The sequence below is a fragment of the Caldivirga sp. genome, assembly GCF_023256255.1.
Classification (GTDB): domain Archaea; phylum Thermoproteota; class Thermoprotei; order Thermoproteales; family Thermocladiaceae; genus Caldivirga.
In genome coordinates, this window is record NZ_JAGDXD010000027.1 from 87,023 (window position 1) to 105,662 (window position 18,640).

At 41.8% G+C, this 18,640-nt stretch carries 23 protein-coding genes; 14 read left to right on the top strand and 9 right to left on the bottom strand.

Features of this window, described 5'->3' with window-relative positions; translation table 11 throughout:
• Nucleotides 1-87: 87 nt before the first annotated feature.
• Together Q0C29_RS04235 and Q0C29_RS04240 are read right to left on the bottom strand one after the other, a co-directional pair.
• The gene (locus Q0C29_RS04235; protein WP_291999414.1) at nucleotides 88-912 is read right to left on the bottom strand and encodes a metallophosphoesterase family protein; all 825 of its coding nucleotides are present in this window, start codon (nucleotides 910-912) and stop codon (nucleotides 88-90) included.
• A 79-nt stretch (nucleotides 913-991) separates the two neighbouring features.
• Nucleotides 992-2,101: a DNA topoisomerase IV subunit A gene (locus tag Q0C29_RS04240; RefSeq protein WP_291999415.1), complete on the bottom strand. Its 1,110-nt coding sequence runs from the start codon at nucleotides 2,099-2,101 to the stop codon at nucleotides 992-994.
• Between the two features lie 67 nt (nucleotides 2,102-2,168).
• Here Q0C29_RS04240 and Q0C29_RS04245 point away from each other — a divergent pair, with 67 nt between their 5' ends.
• The 4 genes from Q0C29_RS04245 (at nucleotide 2,169) to Q0C29_RS04260 (ending at nucleotide 3,595) form a co-directional block, all read left to right on the top strand.
• Nucleotides 2,169-2,717, top strand: coding sequence for an HIT domain-containing protein (locus Q0C29_RS04245; RefSeq protein ID WP_291999453.1), 549 nt, complete (start codon nucleotides 2,169-2,171; stop codon nucleotides 2,715-2,717).
• Nucleotides 2,677-2,919 carry a hypothetical protein gene (locus Q0C29_RS04250; protein WP_291999416.1) on the top strand — a complete coding sequence of 81 codons (243 nt, stop codon included), beginning with the start codon at nucleotides 2,677-2,679 and terminating at the stop codon, nucleotides 2,917-2,919. Before Q0C29_RS04245 ends, Q0C29_RS04250 begins: the two co-directional genes overlap by 41 nt.
• Before the next feature lie 204 nt (nucleotides 2,920-3,123).
• Complete coding sequence (locus tag Q0C29_RS04255) at nucleotides 3,124-3,402, top strand: hypothetical protein (RefSeq protein ID WP_291999417.1); 279 nt, start codon at nucleotides 3,124-3,126, stop codon at nucleotides 3,400-3,402.
• Entirely contained in the window at nucleotides 3,389-3,595 is a 207-nt protein-coding gene (locus Q0C29_RS04260; RefSeq protein WP_291999418.1) for a hypothetical protein, read from the top strand. The genes Q0C29_RS04255 and Q0C29_RS04260 overlap by 14 nt, the downstream gene beginning before the upstream one ends.
• A 70-nt stretch (nucleotides 3,596-3,665) precedes the next feature.
• On the opposite strand, the gene Q0C29_RS04265 is transcribed toward Q0C29_RS04260, so the two are convergent.
• Nucleotides 3,666-5,012, bottom strand: coding sequence for a TldD/PmbA family protein (locus tag Q0C29_RS04265; RefSeq protein WP_291999419.1), 1,347 nt, complete (start codon nucleotides 5,010-5,012; stop codon nucleotides 3,666-3,668).
• Between the two features lie 126 nt (nucleotides 5,013-5,138).
• The gene (gatE, locus tag Q0C29_RS04270; protein WP_291999420.1) at nucleotides 5,139-7,013 is read right to left on the bottom strand and encodes a Glu-tRNA(Gln) amidotransferase subunit GatE; all 1,875 of its coding nucleotides are present in this window, start codon (nucleotides 7,011-7,013) and stop codon (nucleotides 5,139-5,141) included.
• 158 nt (nucleotides 7,014-7,171) lie between these two features.
• Between gatE and Q0C29_RS04275 the strand changes: the two genes are divergently transcribed.
• The 7 genes from Q0C29_RS04275 (at nucleotide 7,172) to Q0C29_RS04305 (ending at nucleotide 11,373) form a co-directional block, all read left to right on the top strand.
• Nucleotides 7,172-8,026, top strand: a complete 855-nt coding sequence (locus Q0C29_RS04275; RefSeq protein ID WP_291999421.1) for an ABC transporter ATP-binding protein — start codon at nucleotides 7,172-7,174, stop codon at nucleotides 8,024-8,026.
• Nucleotides 8,013-8,753: an ABC transporter permease gene (locus tag Q0C29_RS04280; protein ID WP_291999422.1), complete on the top strand. Its 741-nt coding sequence runs from the start codon at nucleotides 8,013-8,015 to the stop codon at nucleotides 8,751-8,753. The genes Q0C29_RS04275 and Q0C29_RS04280 overlap by 14 nt, the downstream gene beginning before the upstream one ends.
• Nucleotides 8,750-9,064 (top strand): winged helix-turn-helix domain-containing protein, encoded by a 315-nt coding sequence (locus tag Q0C29_RS04285; RefSeq protein ID WP_291999423.1) that lies wholly within the window; start codon nucleotides 8,750-8,752, stop codon nucleotides 9,062-9,064. The genes Q0C29_RS04280 and Q0C29_RS04285 overlap by 4 nt, the downstream gene beginning before the upstream one ends.
• Nucleotides 9,065-9,066: 2 nt before the next feature.
• A complete protein-coding gene (locus Q0C29_RS04290; RefSeq protein ID WP_291999454.1) occupies nucleotides 9,067-9,402 on the top strand; it encodes a hypothetical protein in 336 nt (111 codons plus the stop codon).
• A gap of 115 nt (nucleotides 9,403-9,517) precedes the next feature.
• Complete coding sequence (locus tag Q0C29_RS04295; RefSeq protein WP_291999424.1) at nucleotides 9,518-10,033, top strand: hypothetical protein; 516 nt, start codon at nucleotides 9,518-9,520, stop codon at nucleotides 10,031-10,033.
• A gap of 165 nt (nucleotides 10,034-10,198) precedes the next feature.
• Nucleotides 10,199-10,810, top strand: a complete 612-nt coding sequence (locus Q0C29_RS04300; RefSeq protein WP_291999425.1) for a phosphoribosyltransferase family protein — start codon at nucleotides 10,199-10,201, stop codon at nucleotides 10,808-10,810.
• 158 nt (nucleotides 10,811-10,968) lie between these two features.
• Nucleotides 10,969-11,373: a hypothetical protein gene (locus Q0C29_RS04305; protein ID WP_291999426.1), complete on the top strand. Its 405-nt coding sequence runs from the start codon at nucleotides 10,969-10,971 to the stop codon at nucleotides 11,371-11,373.
• 151 nt (nucleotides 11,374-11,524) lie between these two features.
• Here the strand turns inward: Q0C29_RS04305 and Q0C29_RS04310 are convergent, their stop codons facing one another.
• Together Q0C29_RS04310 and Q0C29_RS04315 are read right to left on the bottom strand one after the other, a co-directional pair.
• Nucleotides 11,525-11,821 carry a DUF2250 domain-containing protein gene (locus Q0C29_RS04310; RefSeq protein WP_291999427.1) on the bottom strand — a complete coding sequence of 99 codons (297 nt, stop codon included), beginning with the start codon at nucleotides 11,819-11,821 and terminating at the stop codon, nucleotides 11,525-11,527.
• 80 nt (nucleotides 11,822-11,901) lie between these two features.
• Nucleotides 11,902-12,867, bottom strand: coding sequence for a Fis family transcriptional regulator (locus Q0C29_RS04315; protein ID WP_291999428.1), 966 nt, complete (start codon nucleotides 12,865-12,867; stop codon nucleotides 11,902-11,904).
• Nucleotides 12,868-12,963: 96 nt separating this feature from the next.
• Between Q0C29_RS04315 and Q0C29_RS04320 the strand changes: the two genes are divergently transcribed.
• A complete protein-coding gene (locus Q0C29_RS04320; protein WP_291999429.1) occupies nucleotides 12,964-14,658 on the top strand; it encodes a hypothetical protein in 1,695 nt (564 codons plus the stop codon).
• Nucleotides 14,659-14,791: 133 nt separating this feature from the next.
• Here Q0C29_RS04320 and Q0C29_RS04325 read toward each other — a convergent pair whose 3' ends face one another.
• The gene (locus Q0C29_RS04325; RefSeq protein ID WP_291999430.1) at nucleotides 14,792-15,661 is read right to left on the bottom strand and encodes a hypothetical protein; all 870 of its coding nucleotides are present in this window, start codon (nucleotides 15,659-15,661) and stop codon (nucleotides 14,792-14,794) included.
• 49 nt (nucleotides 15,662-15,710) lie between these two features.
• On the opposite strand from Q0C29_RS04325, the gene Q0C29_RS04330 reads away from it, so the two are divergent.
• Nucleotides 15,711-16,568: a hypothetical protein gene (locus Q0C29_RS04330; RefSeq protein WP_291999431.1), complete on the top strand. Its 858-nt coding sequence runs from the start codon at nucleotides 15,711-15,713 to the stop codon at nucleotides 16,566-16,568.
• 14 nt (nucleotides 16,569-16,582) lie between these two features.
• On the opposite strand, the gene Q0C29_RS04335 is transcribed toward Q0C29_RS04330, so the two are convergent.
• A complete protein-coding gene (locus Q0C29_RS04335) occupies nucleotides 16,583-17,059 on the bottom strand; it encodes a PaREP1 family protein (protein WP_291999432.1) in 477 nt (158 codons plus the stop codon).
• A 171-nt stretch (nucleotides 17,060-17,230) separates the two neighbouring features.
• Here Q0C29_RS04335 and Q0C29_RS04340 point away from each other — a divergent pair, with 171 nt between their 5' ends.
• Nucleotides 17,231-18,106: a pyridoxal-phosphate dependent enzyme gene (locus Q0C29_RS04340; RefSeq protein WP_291999433.1), complete on the top strand. Its 876-nt coding sequence runs from the start codon at nucleotides 17,231-17,233 to the stop codon at nucleotides 18,104-18,106.
• A 191-nt stretch (nucleotides 18,107-18,297) separates the two neighbouring features.
• Here Q0C29_RS04340 and Q0C29_RS04345 read toward each other — a convergent pair whose 3' ends face one another.
• On the bottom strand, nucleotides 18,298-18,600 hold the full coding sequence (locus Q0C29_RS04345; RefSeq protein WP_291999434.1) for an MTH1187 family thiamine-binding protein: 303 nt from the start codon (nucleotides 18,598-18,600) through the stop codon (nucleotides 18,298-18,300).
• Nucleotides 18,601-18,640 lie beyond the last annotated feature (40 nt).

Genomic DNA, 18,640 nt, shown 5'->3' on the forward strand with positions numbered 1-18,640 from the left:
CTTTTGAGGATATCGCTGAGAATCACTATTGATCACGTTATGAAAGTATTAACAAACTAATGCCTTGGGTGAAATAGTGGAATAAGATTATATTGAGTCGAAGTTCACTCTCTCAAATGTAACTCTCTTAACAATATCTAGTGTTCCCAGGTATGTTAAATCCGTTAAATAAATCTCGATCTTATCCGGTATTCTCCATGGTTCAACGTACCTAAGTATAGTTCTGGGAGCATCAAACACTGTTGTTAGGGTTGATGCTACATCAACACCAATGGTTAAGTGATTAGCCGTTGGCAGTACAATAATGTTTAATTCTCCGCCCTCAATCTCTTTGCCGTACAGTCTCTTACCGAGTTCACCTTTATCAACCCTAATTTTCAGTATTGCTGGTCTCTTCGTTACGAAACCATGCTCATCTTGAATAACCACAGCTGGGTGAGTATGACCCATCACCATAACTTCAGCCTTCTCGAAGTCCTCAAGATTAGGCTTTGAGTTACCATGCATGAGTAGTGCCTTCTTACCATTAACATTAGCCATAAAGCCCCTTGAATCGTAGAATTTAACATTACTTAACCCAATCCTACTAACCACCTGCTCTAACCCACCATCATGATTACCAGCCACTAACACAACCTCCTCGAAACTTTTCGATAAGTTCTCTATAAATGACTTAACCTCATTAATTGACTCAATGGGGTAAGGTAACTCATGCTTAACGTCCCCAAGAATCATAATCCTACTAGACCCCTCCTCCTCAGCCCAGGAAACAATATTACTCACTATCCTACTTGTCTGAGTAGGTACCCTAACCCCCTTCTCCTGGAGTTCAAACTCCATACCCACATGCGTATCCGCCAATATTAACCATTTATCACCATTAACAATCGCGCTAATACCTCTCTTATCCACAAGTCTAACTTGAATGTAGTGGTTTAATTTATCTTTCCCGCTTAACCACGGTTGCAGCTCATTATTTAATACTCAATTCTCACTCAATCCACTTATTATTATGTATCTTATCTAAGAGGTACTCATGCAGGAACTTTAATCCATGCGTTGATAAAGCCTCAATCTCAACCTTCTTCTTAGTCCTCAGGAATAAGTCTATTTCCCTCCTCCATTCATGACTCTGGAACCATGGGTATTTCCTAAGCTCCTGGGCTCTCTTAACATCCCTATCCGTAGCCTTTATGACGTAGTTATCACTAATCTTATACTTACTTATATCACTGGCGGTTACCCCAATGAACTTAGCATCAGGTGTTGCTAACCTTTCATTCTCATAACTCAACTTTATTGAACCACTCCTGTAGACGCTGTAAATGTACCACCCGTATGGATCTCCATCAGTGAAGACGTACACTGGTAGGCCATAATCCTCACTAAGCCTTCTAACGAATCTCCTAGTTGCCCTATCCGGCATACCCTTAGCAGTCACTAGTATACATTTCTCACTGCTCCAGTAACCCTCCCTATTAAGCCTTTGAAATATTGCATCCTTCTCAACCACTAGAACGTACTTAGCATCCATCCTGACTATTTCTAATTCATCCGGATTTGGGGGTAGGCTTAGGGCTGTATCACCCATTTTTGTTGCATCTATCTCAAAACCCTTTGACCTAACCACAATAGGTCCAACGATCTTACCCTTAACATCAGCTGATACACCCATCTCCTCCCTAAGCACACCTGTGGCTACTTCAATATCCTCTATTACGGAATTGGACTCCGACTGTTCATCCCACGTGTTCTCCCTGAATGACTTACCTAACTTAGGTTCACTAAGTTCCATTGTGTGCTTACCATTATAGTACAGGTCCCTTATTGTTGGGTAAACATTCTCCTTAATTGACTGAATAATTAACTTAAGCATCAGCGTCGTCTGCATGAAACGCTTAGCCTCATTCAAGTCCAGGAATCTTCTCTCAATAGCCTTAGGACCCAGTATAAGTATTTTCTTCCTTTCATCCCATATTATATTAGTTAGAGTCCTGGCTGGTATACGCATCACCGGCTCATCACCCTTAATAATGTAATCAACTATTGACCTACCCCAATCCTCAAGAACCTTAAGCGCCTCCCCCCTATCCTTAACCATATCAACTCCCCATATACACAGCCGTTATTAAACCCACCGCTAAGCATTAATCAGCATAACACTTAAAATTAAGAAGTGGAAGGCAAGCATAATGGCATTATACACGCCGTGGAGGATGGACTACATAACTGGAGCTATTGATAATAAGGAGTCCGGATGCTTCATGTGCAGGGCTGTTAAAAGTAATGATGAGTTAGTTGTCTATAGGGGTGACTACTGTATAGTAATAATGAATAAATACCCATACAACAGAGGCCACTTGCTAATAGCCCCTAAGAGGCATGTGCCAGGTATAGTGGATTTAACCGATGAGGAGTTAATGGAATGCGCAATGTTGATTAAGGCATCCACCTGCGCGTTAACTGAATTACTCAAACCAGTAGACTTCAACATTGGTGTTAACGTGGGTAGAATAGCTGGGGCTGGTTACGAGGAGCATGTTCACTTCCACATAGTTCCTAGATGGAATGGAGACGTGAACAGTGTCCCCATTAAGTATACTCTTGATGCAGTTATTAATGATATTAAAGGATTAATACCCGAGTTAAGTAAACTAATCAGAAGGTGCATGAGTAATGATGGTAACAGCCCAGAGGTTCATACCAATAAGAGTTAACGTTGGCCCAGTCTCAATGGGCACTGGGATTAACCTAGATGAATTCCTAAGGCGTGTAAACACTGCAATTAATGAAATTGGTAAGGAATTAACAACTAAGGGTGATGTTAAGTCAATGGGCTTCACCATGACTCAAATCACGATAAGCAACATTGATGGTCTCCTAATAGTAGGTTGGGCATACTTAACCAGTGACACTTAATCTTAAGGAATCCATTAAAGTGAGGAAGTAAGGAGCCATAGTAATGTAACTTGAGAAGTATTAATAATGCTAATGAGAATAAGGGATTTAAAACCTCCAGGGACTAAATACTGTGGCACTTTTAATTAACCTAAGAAGTGATTGGTGGATAAGCCTCTATGAGTTTCTAGAATTCTCCGTTCTGAACTTGGTGATTCACTGCTCATGATTATTGGATCACAGGATGGGGAACCCATAATTAATGACACTAATACCTTAGTAATCGTTCGTAGTATTAATGATAATGTTAAGTTAAGCGTCGCTAAGGCGGCACTAGGTATAAATGATAAGTTCAAGAGCGTAATAAGCTACATGATAGTGGAGGAGGGGATAATGACGTCATACCTAAGTTTAGGGAAGTCAGATAAGCTAATTAAGGAAGTATTTCTCGGCGAGAAGAGCCTTGGAGAAGCTTATGGAGAGGATGCATATGAGTATACCTAGAAGGGATAATAAGTTAGCTAATGTACTTAAACATATGGGTTACACTGAAGAAGCAGCATTAATACTTTACTTATATGAAATGAGGAAGAAGGCCGATTATACTGATTATGAAACAACAATTGAGGAGGCACGTAGAGCCTTGGGGATAGCTACAAGAGTAAGGAACTTAGTTATTCAAATTATGGCGCAATAATTTTATTATGCAATTCTAGATCTTTAGAGTATTACTCTATTAATGTTGTCATTGAGTGGAATCATAGTTATTAATGTGTTTCAAAGGATTTGGTTATATTAACCTTATCTACTAAGGTATAGGGTACGGTTGATGGTACATGCATATCCCACCAGAAGACTTGGGTAGGCTTACTTGTGGAATCCATGTAATTGTTGAGTAACGTATTGAACCTGTCACTAACCCTAACACCCTTAAGGACGAATTTGGGTTCCCCATTCTTAATCAGTAAAACAACATCGCGGCATACTGTTGAGAATATGCCTTCCCTAATGTTCTGGAACCTGGTGTACCAATTGTTCTGTATGAAAACCCCATCACCTAGTTCATTAAACATTGATTGAGGATCATCCTTAAGTGAACCTGGCTCCATATATAGGTGCCTTATCGATGGCATTAACCAACCGTGAGCCGCATTACCTGTTGACTTAACCCCAAGCTTACTTGCAGTCCTGTTATTAGTTATGAATGATGATAATACCCCACCCTTAACCAGTGTTACATTACCTGTTTGATTACCCTCAAAATCCACTGGTTCTGAACCAACCTTTGATGGGTCTGCTGATAAGTCAATTAATGTTAATGATTCTGAGGCCACCCTATTACCCACATCCTTCGCACTTAGTGGAGACAGGTTACGTAAGACATTGTATGAGTTCATCCAGCTATTGGTTATTACACCGTATAGGTGTCCTGCAACAAGTGGACTCATAATAACCCTGAACCTACCCTCAATACTTGTCTTAGGTAGTTTACTAGCTAGTGATAACATGTAGCCAACCCTTGAACCAAGGCCCTTAGCATCAATATCACTAAGTCTCCTTCCAGTTAAAGCATCCATCGATGATAATTCTGGGTCATTGTGGAAGGCCCTCATGGCTAAATTAAAGTACGTCCCCTTCCAGCTTAGTTTCAACCCAGTGTGGTCACTGTACGTTGATTCACCTACACCGTATGTGAAGGTTCCCGCATTTCTTACTGAACCCTCAGAGAGGCTTGCGTCAATGGATTCCTTAACCATGTCAATAACCTTTTCCTCAGCGTTCTCAACACTTGGATCATAGGAATCCCAAGTTGACACCGAACCATGGTGCGTAATCGGGACGTATTCAGGATCTTCGTTTAACCTATCTATTATTGATAATGCGTCATTAAGCTTAGTCCTAATTGTATTTTCACTTAAGTTAGAGGTGGAGAACGTGTACACTCTCTTGTCCTTAGTTAAATAGACTGAAGCCCATTCATCTATCCAATAATTGAAGACTGAAGCCTCGTTATTGGCGATTCTCAGCATTCTCCACTTACTCACCCTAACCACGGCAACAGCTTCATTAAACCCAAGTTTTAAGGCTAATTTAACTATATCCTCGGCATCCATTATTTAGGTATTGTGAACTACTTTTAAAGCATATCGTTGCATCCAAGATGCTGGCATCATCCCCATGAAGCATAATGGTATTAAGGATTAAGAATATAGGATAGGTTAGTAATACTACGTAGGGGCTTATTTTTGCCCCTCATTTAAAAATTCATTAATTGCCCTCTCAACATCGCGTGAATCCACCTTACCTCTGTAATCCCTCATTATGATTGACATTAACTTGTTCTTATCCTTAATACCATTATTAATCAATGATTTAACTATTGACGCAACTTCACTATATTGCATCCTCCATAATCCCCCCTCATTAATAACATCCTCAATACTCTTCCCTCCCCCCTCCTCCACGTATTTCTGAATAGCATCCTGTATAGCCTCCCTAGTTACCTTACCATTAACGTATAATTCAATGAGCTTATCAACAATTTGAACTAGGTTAAATTGCTCAATGTTCTTACCCACGCCCCTAATCATGTTTACGAAGATTGAGGCTACGAGGGTTGGGTTAACTTTACCTTCATACTTTTTAATTAGCTCCTCAGCATCAATTGAATACTCTGATGATGCAAGTTGCCTAGCCAACTCCCTGCTCATGCCCATTAAGGTGTAGCGTTCAATCTGCTTATCTACGGGTTCAGGAACATACTTATCCGCCTTAGCGAGGAGCTCAAAGGTAATCCTGATAGGTCTAAGGTCAGTTTCAGGATACATTCTAGCCGCGCCAGGCCTAGGTCTCATGAAGTATGTTGTACCATCCTCCTTAGCCGCCCTAGTCTCCTCAGGCACACCATCGAAGGCTTCCTTAATCCTATCCACAATAACCCTAGCTGCCTCCTGTAGTTCAACGCCTGGTGGACCCATTAGGAGTATGAATGATTCAACCCCAAGCCTACTCGCCACCATTGCCACCTCCTCCTTACTTATCCCATATCCTGGTAATTCATCACTATGTATTAAACCACCTAACCTAGTCCAGGCTCTAACCCTATCGGCTAATTCACTTCCAAATCTTCTCCCCGGTTGAAGCTCAAAGCCAAGTATCCCCCTTAATCCAGGCGCCTTAAGTGCAGCCACTATTCCCCCCTCATTAATTGTTCTCTTAATTATACTTGACTTAGTTGACGAGAAGATGCTTGTTACATCAACTAGATCTGGCGTGAATGACTCCTTTGATAAACCCCTCTTGGTTAACTCATCCTTAATCTTAAGTAGGTTAACTTGCCTAAGCGCCTCGTACTCAATAACCTTAGGTATAAGCGATAACTCCGGCACACCCTTAACCTCAGTCTTAGCTCCCTTAGCAATGGATATGTTTAAGTCCTGCCTAATGGCCCCGAGGCCCCTCTTAGTACGCCTAGTGTTCATGATTGTTCTTCCTATTAACCATGCAACCTCCATCACTGAGCTAGGTGGGTACTCCATGGGGCCTGTGGACACTTCAATAAGAGGTATACCTAACCTATCAAGCCTATACACTGCTACATCACCCTTATCCTCAATCTTCCTAGCGGCGTCCTCCTCAAGGGATATTGTCCATATGGGCACCTTGTAGTTTAGGAATTCCGCTAAGCCATCATGAGCAATCACCATTGTTCTCTGGAAGCCTGATACATTAGAACCATCGATAACAACCTTCCTCATAACGTATACCTCATCAAACACCTTAGCATTAAAGACCCTTGAAACAGCCAGAGCTAGGAGTAGGGATTCCTCATCAGGTTCATGGGGTGGTTCCTCATCAAGCTCTACTAGGCAGGTAACGTCATTAAAGCCTTCATACAACATGGTCTTCATCTTCCTGAACTCCCATAAGGCAGCTGGGTCAATGGAACTTAACTCACTCATAGCCGGCCTAAGCCTCCTAATAATTCTGAAGTCAGGTTCACTGTTCTTCAACTCCGGTTTACAATGGCAGAATAACTTCCTTCCAGTGTTCAATTGAACATGTATCTCTAAACCCACCTTAAGTCCAAGTGCCCTATAGTCAAGCTTAGCCACAGGAAGTGGTTAATCAAGAGTTTTTAACCTTACCACAAAGAACCACCCCTCACTTCTAATTGTTAAACAGTTAGGGCAATTAGGGAATTTGATTCAACTCCTAATCTTGGTTTGATTAAGCGAAAAATTTAAAAATTAAACAGTATCAGTTTTAACTGATGCTGAATCCAAATAATTCGATAGTTAGGGTCAGGGAATTATGGAAATCGTTCAATGGTGTACCGGTTAATGAGAACATCAACATTGATATTAATGAAAGCGAAGTAGTATCCATACTAGGTCCTAATGGGGCTGGTAAGACTACGTTACTTAGGCAGGTTTACGGCGAGTTAAAGCCTGATAAGGGCAAGGTAACTATTTTAGGTATGAATCCTAGTAAGGCTAAGGATAAGGGTGTAATGAGTGTTGTTCCCCAGGAGGCATGGCCATTTAATCTACTTAAGGTTACTGAGCATGTTGAAATGCTTGTTAGGCTTAGGGGTGTGCCTAAGGGTATGGTTAAGCACTGCGTCGGTGAGGCTGTTGATGCAGTTGGACTAAATGATTATAGGAATAAGCTTATTGATGAATTGTCAGGAGGCATGAAGAGGCTAGTCCTAGTGGCATCAGCAATAGCCTGTAGGCCAAGGTTAATAATCCTGGATGAACCCACAGTAGGTATTGATGCCCAAAACAGGAGGAGCATTTGGAACGCAGTCAAGAGTGCTAGGGATAATGGATCTGCAGTTATACTAACCACACACTACATTCATGAGGCCGAGGAGCTTAGTGACCGAGTTTACTTAATTAATAGAAGAATACTTATGGAGGGTTCACCAAGTGAGCTCAGGAGGAGGCTTTCTTGGGTTGAGATCAGGAGTGATAATGGTGATAAGCCAATTAGGGTTAATTGGAATGAGGCGATTAGTGTAATTAATGAATTAGTCAAGAGGAGGGTTAGGTTTGAGGTTAAGGAGCCCTCCCTTGAGGACGTTTTCATTGAGGTATTTGGTGGTGGCCATGAAGCTAAGTAATGCTTATACCATAGCTAAGTACATTATGCTTAGCAGTAGGCACTGGATATATGTGTCAGTGGGCTTCACTCTAATATTTCCAGCCCTCTGGTTAACGCTACTGAGGATCATAGGTAATCCACAGTACATGGGCTACTTCATAGTTGGTACGGTGGTTAACACAAGCTTCCTAATACCATTCATAGGTACTTCCCAGGACATTGCTTACTTCAGGCGGTCATCAGCAATATACACACTCATGTTCTCTAATGGTGCGGGCCACTGGGATATTGCGCTCGGCTACATTACTCAATTAATAATACTTAACTTACCCTCAATAGTTTCACTCCTAATCCTATCAATATTAATAACGAATGCAGCCTACCGTGCAGTGCAGGTATTGGCTACTGTTGCCGTGGCGGTCTTCATATCACTCTCCTCAGCCCTACTGGGTTACGCATTAGGCATGGGAATAAAGAACTACAGGATAGTTAACCAAGTCGCCCAAATAATCCCATGGCCACTACTCCTACTAGCACCAGTCTACTACCCAATCACTGTATTACCCCCAGTGTTAAGATACATTAGCCTAACATTACCTACAACTTACATGGCCTTAGCAATTAATGGTTCATTAAGCCTTAACGCATCAGAATTAGTAAGGGGAATACTAGGACTCTTGGCTTATTCTTCAGCGTCAATCTTAATAGCTAGGTATGCAGTAATTAGGGGTGAGGTGAATGGTTGAGTTTAAAAGTGAACTCACCGGAGGATTTAGTAAAAATTGGAAGAGCCTTAGCAAACCCCCTGAGGGTACAGATACTGTTAATGTTAACGAGGAAACCAACCTTTATACAGGACGTGGCTCAGAGCCTACACATACCCTACGCCTTAGCGCACATGCACTTGAAAATTCTGGAGGAATCCGGCTTAATAGAGGGTTCCTACGTGGTGGAGGAGGAACCAAGACCCCACTTAAGGAAAGTATACAGAGTGAAGGACTTCAAGTTAATAATAGACAAGCAACTTCTGGAGCAGTTGGCGGGTTCATCCAAGTGAGGATGCCTTACGCATCAATAGTGGTAATGCTGGTCTCAGGCCTGATGATAGGTGCAGGGGTTCCCGTGGCCTTATTCTACATGGCGTTTAAGGTTGGTTCATGGCCGTTCCTCTTAGCGGCAACAATACTAGGTGCCTTAGCCATATTCTGGGGGGCTATAATAGCTATAGTGGCCTTCGTTCCAATAATGGATAGTATTGATGAGCAGGTGAAGGTTATTAATAATCAATTGAATACGTATAGGGCGTTCATAAGGAGCCTACTTGAGGAGCTTGATGACGTCAATGCCGTACTTAAGGATATTAGGGATGAGTTGAAGAAGGTGAGTGAACCATGAGTGAATTAAAGTACGCTAATGTTAGTGATGAGGAGGTCATTGATAAGATTAAGGAGAGGATTAGGGAAATGAAGCAATTACTCAGTGAAATAAGGGATATGCTTAAGGTGAAGTAATGGCAGAGAAATTCGACAAGTACTATGAGTACTTTAGCAGTACTAAGGAGCTTAGGTCTAAGCCTAGGAGGATTAACCTAGGAATACTATCAATCAATTTAGGCGGTGGACCAATTATACAATCTATGTTTCGTAAAATAGGGGAAACCAGTGTTAGTACTGTTAAAGGTGGAGTAATGGAGGGGGAGCACATAAGCCTAGTGAATCCACCTGCTGAAGTTAGGGTTATTAAGGGTAAGTACATTAACGTGCAGAACGGTGACCTTGACACTATTGAGGGTGAGGAAATTAACCTCTATAATGTGGACGCTAGGAGGGTTACTGGGAAACGTATCAAGATCTTGAATGGTGATGTTGAGCATGTTGAAGGTGAAGAAGTCACGCTAGTGAATAGTGATGTGGAGAAGGTGATTGTTACACGTGGGGACTTTGTGAATTGCAATATTAAGGTTCTTGAGTATAAGGAATCCTATAATGCCATTAACACTAACATAGGGGTTTTAAGGAAAATATAATATGAATACATACACTAGTAATTCCATAACTATTATTGGCTTCACGGAGTAATGCTGAGTTACTTTAAAGTTCAAGATTTATTTAAATAATTATGTAAATTATTTAAATTAATTTAGGCCATTTACAGGGAAAAATTTAATTAATCTCAGCAACATACACAGATAATGCTGGGCAATAAGCGTATGGTTAAGTACAATGGGGAATCCACGTACAGTATTACCATAGCTGGATTAAAGAGAACATTACCTATTATTGGGATTGGAGAAATACAGATAGGTAATGGTAGGTTTAGGGCTTATATAGCCTCAGATTCAGAGCTGGTGCTTGGTGATGTTGAGTTTATAAGTACTGTATCCAGGGAGTTGGCTAACCTAATGAGAGAATATAATCCTGAAGTCATAGTAACCCCAGAGGCTAAGGCAATAGCATTAGCCTATGGCGTATCTAGGGAATTAGGTCTGGCTAGGTTCATAGTAGCCCGTAAGAGCGTCAAGACTTATATGGGTGGGTATACTTATGTTAAGGTTAATTCAATCACAACTAAGGGGGATCAATTTCTTATTCTTGACTCAAACTCCATGAAGTACATTATTAATAAGAACGTGTGCCTAGTTGATGATGTAGCATCCACTGGTAACACCATTAACGCCCTTGAGGAGTTAATGAAAATCAATAATGCTCATGTAGTGTGTAAGGCGGTTATTTGGATTGAGGGACCATGGATTAGTAGTAATGATATACTGCATTTAGGCGAGTTACCAATCTTCATAGCTTAAGTACTTATCAACCTTCTACACTTAATAACCCTGTTCTAACGTGTGGACGGTAGTTCAAGGTAAGCTCCGCTCTCAGCAAACTGATTCAGGGAGAATAAGTAGGAATCCCTAGTATTAATGCGAAATATTTAAATGACTGGAATTAAACTAATATTGAAATGTCTATTGAATTCATGAAGTTTTACAATGCGAAGACTGCGGTTGATGACATTAGGAGTGACTTAGATCAGTTGAGTAAGGTACTGAATTACCTTGAGTCTGAGTTATCGGTTATACGAAAGTCTGCTAAGGGGGAAAGGAAACTATTGGCTAAGGGGGGAGGGGGGTCTTATGAGTATATTAGGTTCACGTACTTTAATTATGTAATAGATGTTCATGTAGCGCCACCGTTATTTGAACTTAATGCATTATTGACTTCAATTAGGGATAAATTATTAATGATTTATAATTCACTTAGTAAGTCTATTAAAGTTATTGAAAAAATGGGCAACGATGTTAAGGACTTGAAACTAATAGGTGTGGTTATTGAGAATGATGAAACAAAACTGCTGCTAATACCGTGAGGCCCAATCCTAATCATCGCTAATACAGTTATTCTAATACATGGCTAATTACCTGGTGCCTTAACTCTCCAGCACCTAGATTAGGGGTACGTGATTCTTACCATGGCATGGAACTTTCATTGATACCTTCCTTCACTTCGTAATGAGTTAATTATGGTCGGCCACGCCTAATAGTAGTCCTAACAAGTAACTCGCCGCTCCTACTTAACCTGTAGTAAACATGGTGTCTCCTAACCTCATTACTAAGCTTAAACCTTGCTACACTTCTCTTAAGGGTTTTACCGCCCTTAACCCTCTCCACAAGACCCATGGATTCAAGCTTATCAAGTATTTGTAAAACCTCCTGTAGGGGTATCCCAGTATTTAATGCGATGGATTTACCATAATCAACGTTAGCCTTCCTCAAGTGAACTAAGACTGCAATATCCCTATTTGTAAGCTCAACCACAGGTTATGGTAAGATGTGAGTATATTAACTTATCCTAGTCAATATACGGAATTAATAATGTGGTAATGTTCAAAACACGCTTATAGTTGAAGCCGCCTAACACTCACGCCGTTAGTGTCCTTTACGACCTCAATTAGGCTTAATTTATTCATGTTTAACTTATCCTTAAGTACCCTAATAAACTCCTCAAATCCCTGCCTTGGGTTAAAAAGCGGCGCCTTATACTGGGCTCCAGCAGCGTAGGGGTGTCCACCACCACCTAAGGCTGTGGCAATCCTAGTGCAGTCAAACCTGGACTTATCAGCCCCACAGTAGTACCTGAATGTTCTTGAACCTAACTTAACAAGGATATTAACCATGCCTGCCCCCCTCCTTTGAAGTTCTATTGTTAACTGCCTGTAGGACACGCTACCTACCCTTGTACTAAAGTACACGTTGACTACATTATCTATTGGTATTTGGTCAGCTATCTTCAACATAAGCTCCTTAGCCTTATACCCCCTCTCCACAATAGCCTTAACCCAAGGTTCACTAAGCGCCCCCAATCCCTCCTGTGCCAGTACCTTAGCCAACTTAACCTTCTCCCCATAATTAGAGAACCTGGCAGCCATATCAATCTCCTCCGCCTCCCTGGAGACTATGTTAGCCGTATCAGTCTCTATGGCTACTTTAACAAGGCCTTGGGCTCTTGGATCACTATTAAGGTTAAGCCCCTTAGCAGCCATGTATGCTGAGCAGGGGGCTTCAGGGTCATAGTATTCAAACTGGGCGCACGGCTTATTAGTCCTGTGGTGATCAGCCCTAATCACGGCCTTCCCTGGGCAGGGTAAGTCAGCCACGAAGTCCCATTTAACAACCCTATATAACCAACCTCTCTGCACCTTACTTGGTGGTGCAAAGGTAACCAAGCCATTTGGGTATTTAATGAGAAACAACGCTGCGCTAGTTAAACCATCAGCATCCCCTATATCACACAATGCGAGGGGCTTACCCATTAACTTAGCCTTAACAATACTCATTAATACCCTTAAGTCCTCTAAATCCACGTTACGCTAAGCATAAATGGGGGTTAATTAACCTATCGTAGTTTCGAATCAGTTAAACTGAGAATGCGTTTTTAAACGTTAACAGAATAACTGTGCATGGTCTGCAACTTAAATTTAGATTTAAGGAACTGCACTTCAAGGGGTTTAATTAGGGAGTGTAATCAAGATGAATACTTTATTAAAGTACTTAAGGGGGGATTAAGCGGTAACTGGTATATAATCATTCATGCACCATCAATGCTAGGTAATGTTAAGTTAAGTGGTACGTTCAGAGACGCAGTAGTCGGCGACTCAGGTTCAGGAAGCAGTGGCTGCATGATTATTCCACTCGCTGCTTATTGCTATAGTGAGAACGAAGTGGGGCCATACTTAATAAGTGAGGTTGAGCCTGAATTAACCATTACGAGTAATGAACTTTGGGTTAAGTTTAGTGGTGAAGGTAGTTACTGCGATGTGTTAATCACGGTTACAGGCGATGTTAAGGGTCTAACTAGCGCCCTCGGTAAATTACCAAAACCATTACCGTTACTTTACGGTGGATTCTTCGAGGATGGCTTAATATGGGCTTTGGTTAAGGCTGGGTACGTTAAGGAAAGTGAGCTACCGGACTTCATAAAGCCTAGGCAAGCCTACTACTGGGTTAGGGGTGATGTCGCTAATGTTGCGTTAAGTAATTGGATTGAGACAAGTAACCCAGTTTTCCTAGACCTACTAATATTCGCCTATGAGGAATTACTAAACAGAATGAATGAGTACGGTGGGGTTAAGATATCTTACATTACGGCCGCTAGGGCTAAGGACATTTACGGGTCACCTCAGCAATCGTATGTATTTAATACTCTGTTAAGGGGTTTTGAATTAACAGGTGATTCAAGGTACCTTAAGGGTGCTCTTAAGGCACTTGAATGCTATAATGTTCAACCACCTGGGTGCCTAGGCTACATTGACTTGGGTAATGGCTTAAAGTGGTTTAGATGGGGTAGTAGGCACTTCCTCTCCACTGATCCTCAAGGTTGGGAAAACCTAATGGTACTTAACACCCACTTAATGGCTGTATTATCCTTCACTGAGGCTTATGTTAGGGGCTTATGCAGTGAATGCGTTAAGCATGCGTTAAGTGGTGTTAAGGCTGTTGTTAGGCTTTCCCATGAGTTTCAGAGGAGCGATGGATACCTTTACTATAGCCTATACTCAAAGGCGCATATGGGTGAGAATGAGGATGACAAATACCCACCCTATAGGGGTTATAGTTTACTTAGCAGTAGGTTAGCCTTAAAGGCTTCAATATATTTAAACCATGACGAATTATACAGCATTGCTAAGAAGGCTTGCCTAATGGGTTACTGGAATGTAATTAATGGCAAGTGGAGCGAATATGAGGCAGTAGCCCGCTGTTTAAGTCTGCTTTACAATAAGGAGGGGAATAGTGACTTACTTAGCAAGTTATTAAACATCCTTAAGATAGCTTATGAAAAGGGGGTTAGGGTAGTTGTTAATGGATATGGCGTTGAGGATGCGTTATATGCCCAATACCAACCAGCAACGTTGATTCAAGGTAATGCGCAGTTAATTTACGTGGGGCCAAGACAAGGAAGGCTACTTATTGCCGCTTACTCAGGAGGAGGCGCTAGAATAGTAGTGAGGAATTATGGCTCATTAAGTGGTCATGGAGTTACCGTGAGGGGCATTAATGTTGATGGAAGGGGAAGCGTAAGTGGTAGTGAAATTGAACTTCAGGGTGAAGCGTTAATAAGCGTTGAGGAGAGCATCATTAAGCCTGCCATGCTGTAACAACGGGAAATGCTTATAAACGCAGCCTCAGGCTGATTAAATCAGCGGCCGTAGTCTAGTCTGGTTTAGGATAAAGGGGGCTGGGGCGATGTGCCGCTTCTTTTTCCTAAATGTTAACTGCCTAATTATTAGGTTAGATGGCGTGAAGAATTAGGATTACAGGTACGAAACCAAGCAGTACTGGTAACGGTAAAGCTGGTGCGTATCCCCTGAAGGGTAGGAGTATCCTGTATGTTGCGTAGAAGCCCACTAAAACCCCAAGCACAAGTACCGTGAGCGTCAGCACCATGGAGTCACCGGCAAGCGATATTGTGAAACTTGACATGAGTGAGTAAACCACTAGGTCACCCACGCCTATTGCTGTATTCCTTAGGTCAAGGACAAGGCCCCTTAGTAGGCTTCTCCCAGTATTACCCTTCATTGACTCCGCCAACTTACCTAGTAAGCCCTTATAAACCATGAAAGCATCATACACTGCTAACACTATTGGAACCATTGCAGCGGTCACAGGGGGTAGGCTTGTTGCCAGTAGTGAACCTGCCATTGCACTGTAGGACACTATACCAATGCTTCTCAATACCTGACTATTACTGTAGAGGGAGAAATAGCCTAATACGGCTGTTAAGCCTAGGCTCAGTGGGTAAAAGGTGATTACGAGGAGGAGTGGGTAAATGTTGTAGTAGGTTGCGTACTCGTATAGGTAGAAGGTTACTAGCGTGTAAATTAGGAAGATGATCATTGCATCCTTAAATATTGCGAATGCCTTAAACTTAGCATACCTAATAAGGAGGTAAACCACGATTAAACCGGCCAAGGCCATTAAGAGAATTACTAAGCTATTGTAGAAGCCTGCTGAAACGGTATTACTGCTACTTATCACTGGGCTTGGTGTAGGTATGTAGGCGTGCTTTAACGTTAAGCCTATGGTTAATAACGCCCCCATTAGCATTGAAGACAGTGGCGGTACTATGAAATAAGGCTTAAAGTCACCAGCGTTAGGCATAGCGGTTAAGTGCAAATACGCTTATAAAAATATCGCCGAAGGGAGCATCGTGAAGTCACTGGTTATTGACCACTGTAAGGCTGGTATATGCGTCAACTCCGCCCTAAGACTGGTGATAAGCAGGGGTGTTAAGCCCATTAAGGCTATTGATGATGCTGTAGTAGTAACGGCTGGTGAACCATTAGTTTACATTAATGATGAGCAATATAATGTGCTTGAGGGACTTATGCCATTGATTAACCTATCCATATGCACCTCAACGGCCTTAGCCATTACTAAAATTAGTACTGGGTTAAGGCCCTACGTATTCTCAAGTGACGTAAAGGAACTAGGGGATTATGCCTTAATACCAGTCATATCAGGTGGTGGAGGTTTTATTGATGATGCTGGGTTACTTAAGGGTAATGAACCAGTACCCATTATTAAGCATTACACGTACCAGGCTAAGCCAAGTGAAGAGTCTGTTTTAGTGATTAGGTTCCTGGGTGATTCCTCAGGATTAATTGAGGAGGTTAATAAGGTGTATGCAATGGGTTATGCAAACAATGTGATTATTGAGACTGATGCTTTAACAGTACTTAGAAATAGGAGAGCCTTAAGGAGACTTGCACCAGCAATACTGGGTATTGCGGTTAGGGGTTTTAAGGACTTATGCACTCTAAGAGTAGTTGATGTTAGTAACACAGTGAATGCATACAGGTGTAGGCAATGCTGGATTGATTACGTTGGTGCCGGGCAAATTAAGACATGCCCAAGGTGCGGTGGTAGGGTGATTGAGCTCATTAAGGACATGGATAAACTAAGGATTATTAATCCAGAAGCCTTATTAATTAAGGCTCAAGGTGAATTAATACACAGCAGGTTAACCAGGCCAATAATACTCCCCTTATCCTGGTTCATGAAATAATGAATAATACTATTTTAATGCCTTGGGCACGTATTATGGAGCTCAGTCTTAAGCCCCTCATCATTAAGTATCTCCGCAATTCTAGTGAGTAGACTACACATATCCCTAATAGCATCATCCCTAGAGGAGTAGATACTCATGACTCCCTCGGGGTCTGAGCCATTATACTGATATTGGTGAAGAGCAAGGGCAATTATGGCTTCCCCCTCTAATCCAAGTACCTTAGCGATGTTTCTAACCGCTGATGTAGGCATGTATGCTATTAACTTATCCACCTTAGGTAAACCCCTAGCCAATTCCTCCCTCCTTTCACCTGCTAGGGCGGCTAATAGTGATTTAAAGGCTTGAAAGGCCTTACCTGCAGCATTCCTAGTATAGCCCTCAGCCAGTAGTCTAACAGCTAGTTTAGCCTCCGCCAATGCCTCAATCCTCCTAGCCTCAATATAAGCCTTTAAATCCCTCCAAGGCTTCTCAACCTTCTCAGGTAGCATCCATATGAAGCACCACTGCGGTGAATTAAGATTTTCGCCTAGTGATTAAGCTTCTTTTTAAAAGGCAGGACTTTAAGTTACATGTTACTGGTCCCTCATAAGCGTAACCCTTAAATAGTGTCCTTAAGCCTACAAGCTTAATGACCGGGACCGGTATTTGCGTCTGGTAACGTGTTTAGGAGTCTGGAGGAGTTAATAGTTGGGGTTTGGCCAACCCCGCTCCTAAGGTTAAATCTGTTCAAGCCACGTAATGTTTGGGCTAAATTGGAATTCATGAATCCGCTTACCCATAGTATTAAGGATAGGACTGCCTTAGGGCTCATTAAGTCACTAGGTAATGTGGATAAAGGGGTTATTGAAGTTTCGTCAGGTAACTTAGCCGTTGCCTTAGCGTCAATACTTAGGGCTAGGGGGATTGACTATGTTGCCTATATTCCTGCAGGTTCCCCAAGGTCCTTTAAAGTTATGCTCAGGTTAATGGGTGTTAGGATGATTGAGCGTGAGGGTAATACATCAACAATACTGCCTGAAGTAATTAATGAAGCTAGAAGACTGGGGTTAAGCCATCCAAACCAGTTCTCAAACCCAGCTAACTACATGATTCACCATAATACTACAGCAAGGGAAATTGATGAACAATGCAGGATAGCTGGTTTTAAACCTAAATACATTATTGGTGCGGTTGGGACAGCTGGCCACATGACTGGAATATCAATGTACTTTAAGGAGAAGTATGGTAATGAAGTTAAAATAATTGCAGTACAGCCATCTGTTAATTCATCAATACCAGGTATTAAGAGGATTAATGGCAGTAATCCATTTAGTGAATTACTTAAGGTGGATCAAATCATTGACGTGACAAGGGAGCAGGCCTTAATTGGTGTTACGAAGGTAGCTAGGAGCGATGGCCTATTAATTGGTTTAAGTTCAGGGGCAGTGGCTTACGCCGCAATGAATCTTAATATTGATGACGCAGTATTAATATTTCCTGATGATGCTTGGAAGTATATTGATGAATTAAGCAATGAATTAACACTAGCAGAGTAGGTTTACTTGAGTTGCTAAAAGGGATTTAAATAAAGTTAATTCCCCCTAGGGACTGTTTTACCACTGGCGTTAAAGGGAAACGTTATTGTGATGCATATGGAGACGCTCCTATTAGAGCGGTGAGGGGGTTGGCGAAGGCTGTAATGAAGCCGAAGGCTACAACCAGCAAATAATCAAGAGTCACTCCCGGCTTAACGGTTCTGAGTAACCCTACTAACCTTATACTCAATACTTTCACTCTTATCCCTCCTATCATCAATCCTAACCACTGATACAATCCTCTTAACACCCCTCTTAACTAACTCCTCGTGAATATCTTCAAGGAGTGATCCAACGTCCTTTAATGACGGTAACTCAACCACAGTTCCCATGGCGCAGACCTGGTACTTATAACCCCTCCTAGCTATTGCTGATACAGCATACTTTATTAAGTCACCGACACTAGTGGAACCTGTGCCTATTGGGTCAACCGCGATCTCAACTATAACCGTCATATTTACCACGCCAGTGATTGATTTAAATTAATTACTCATC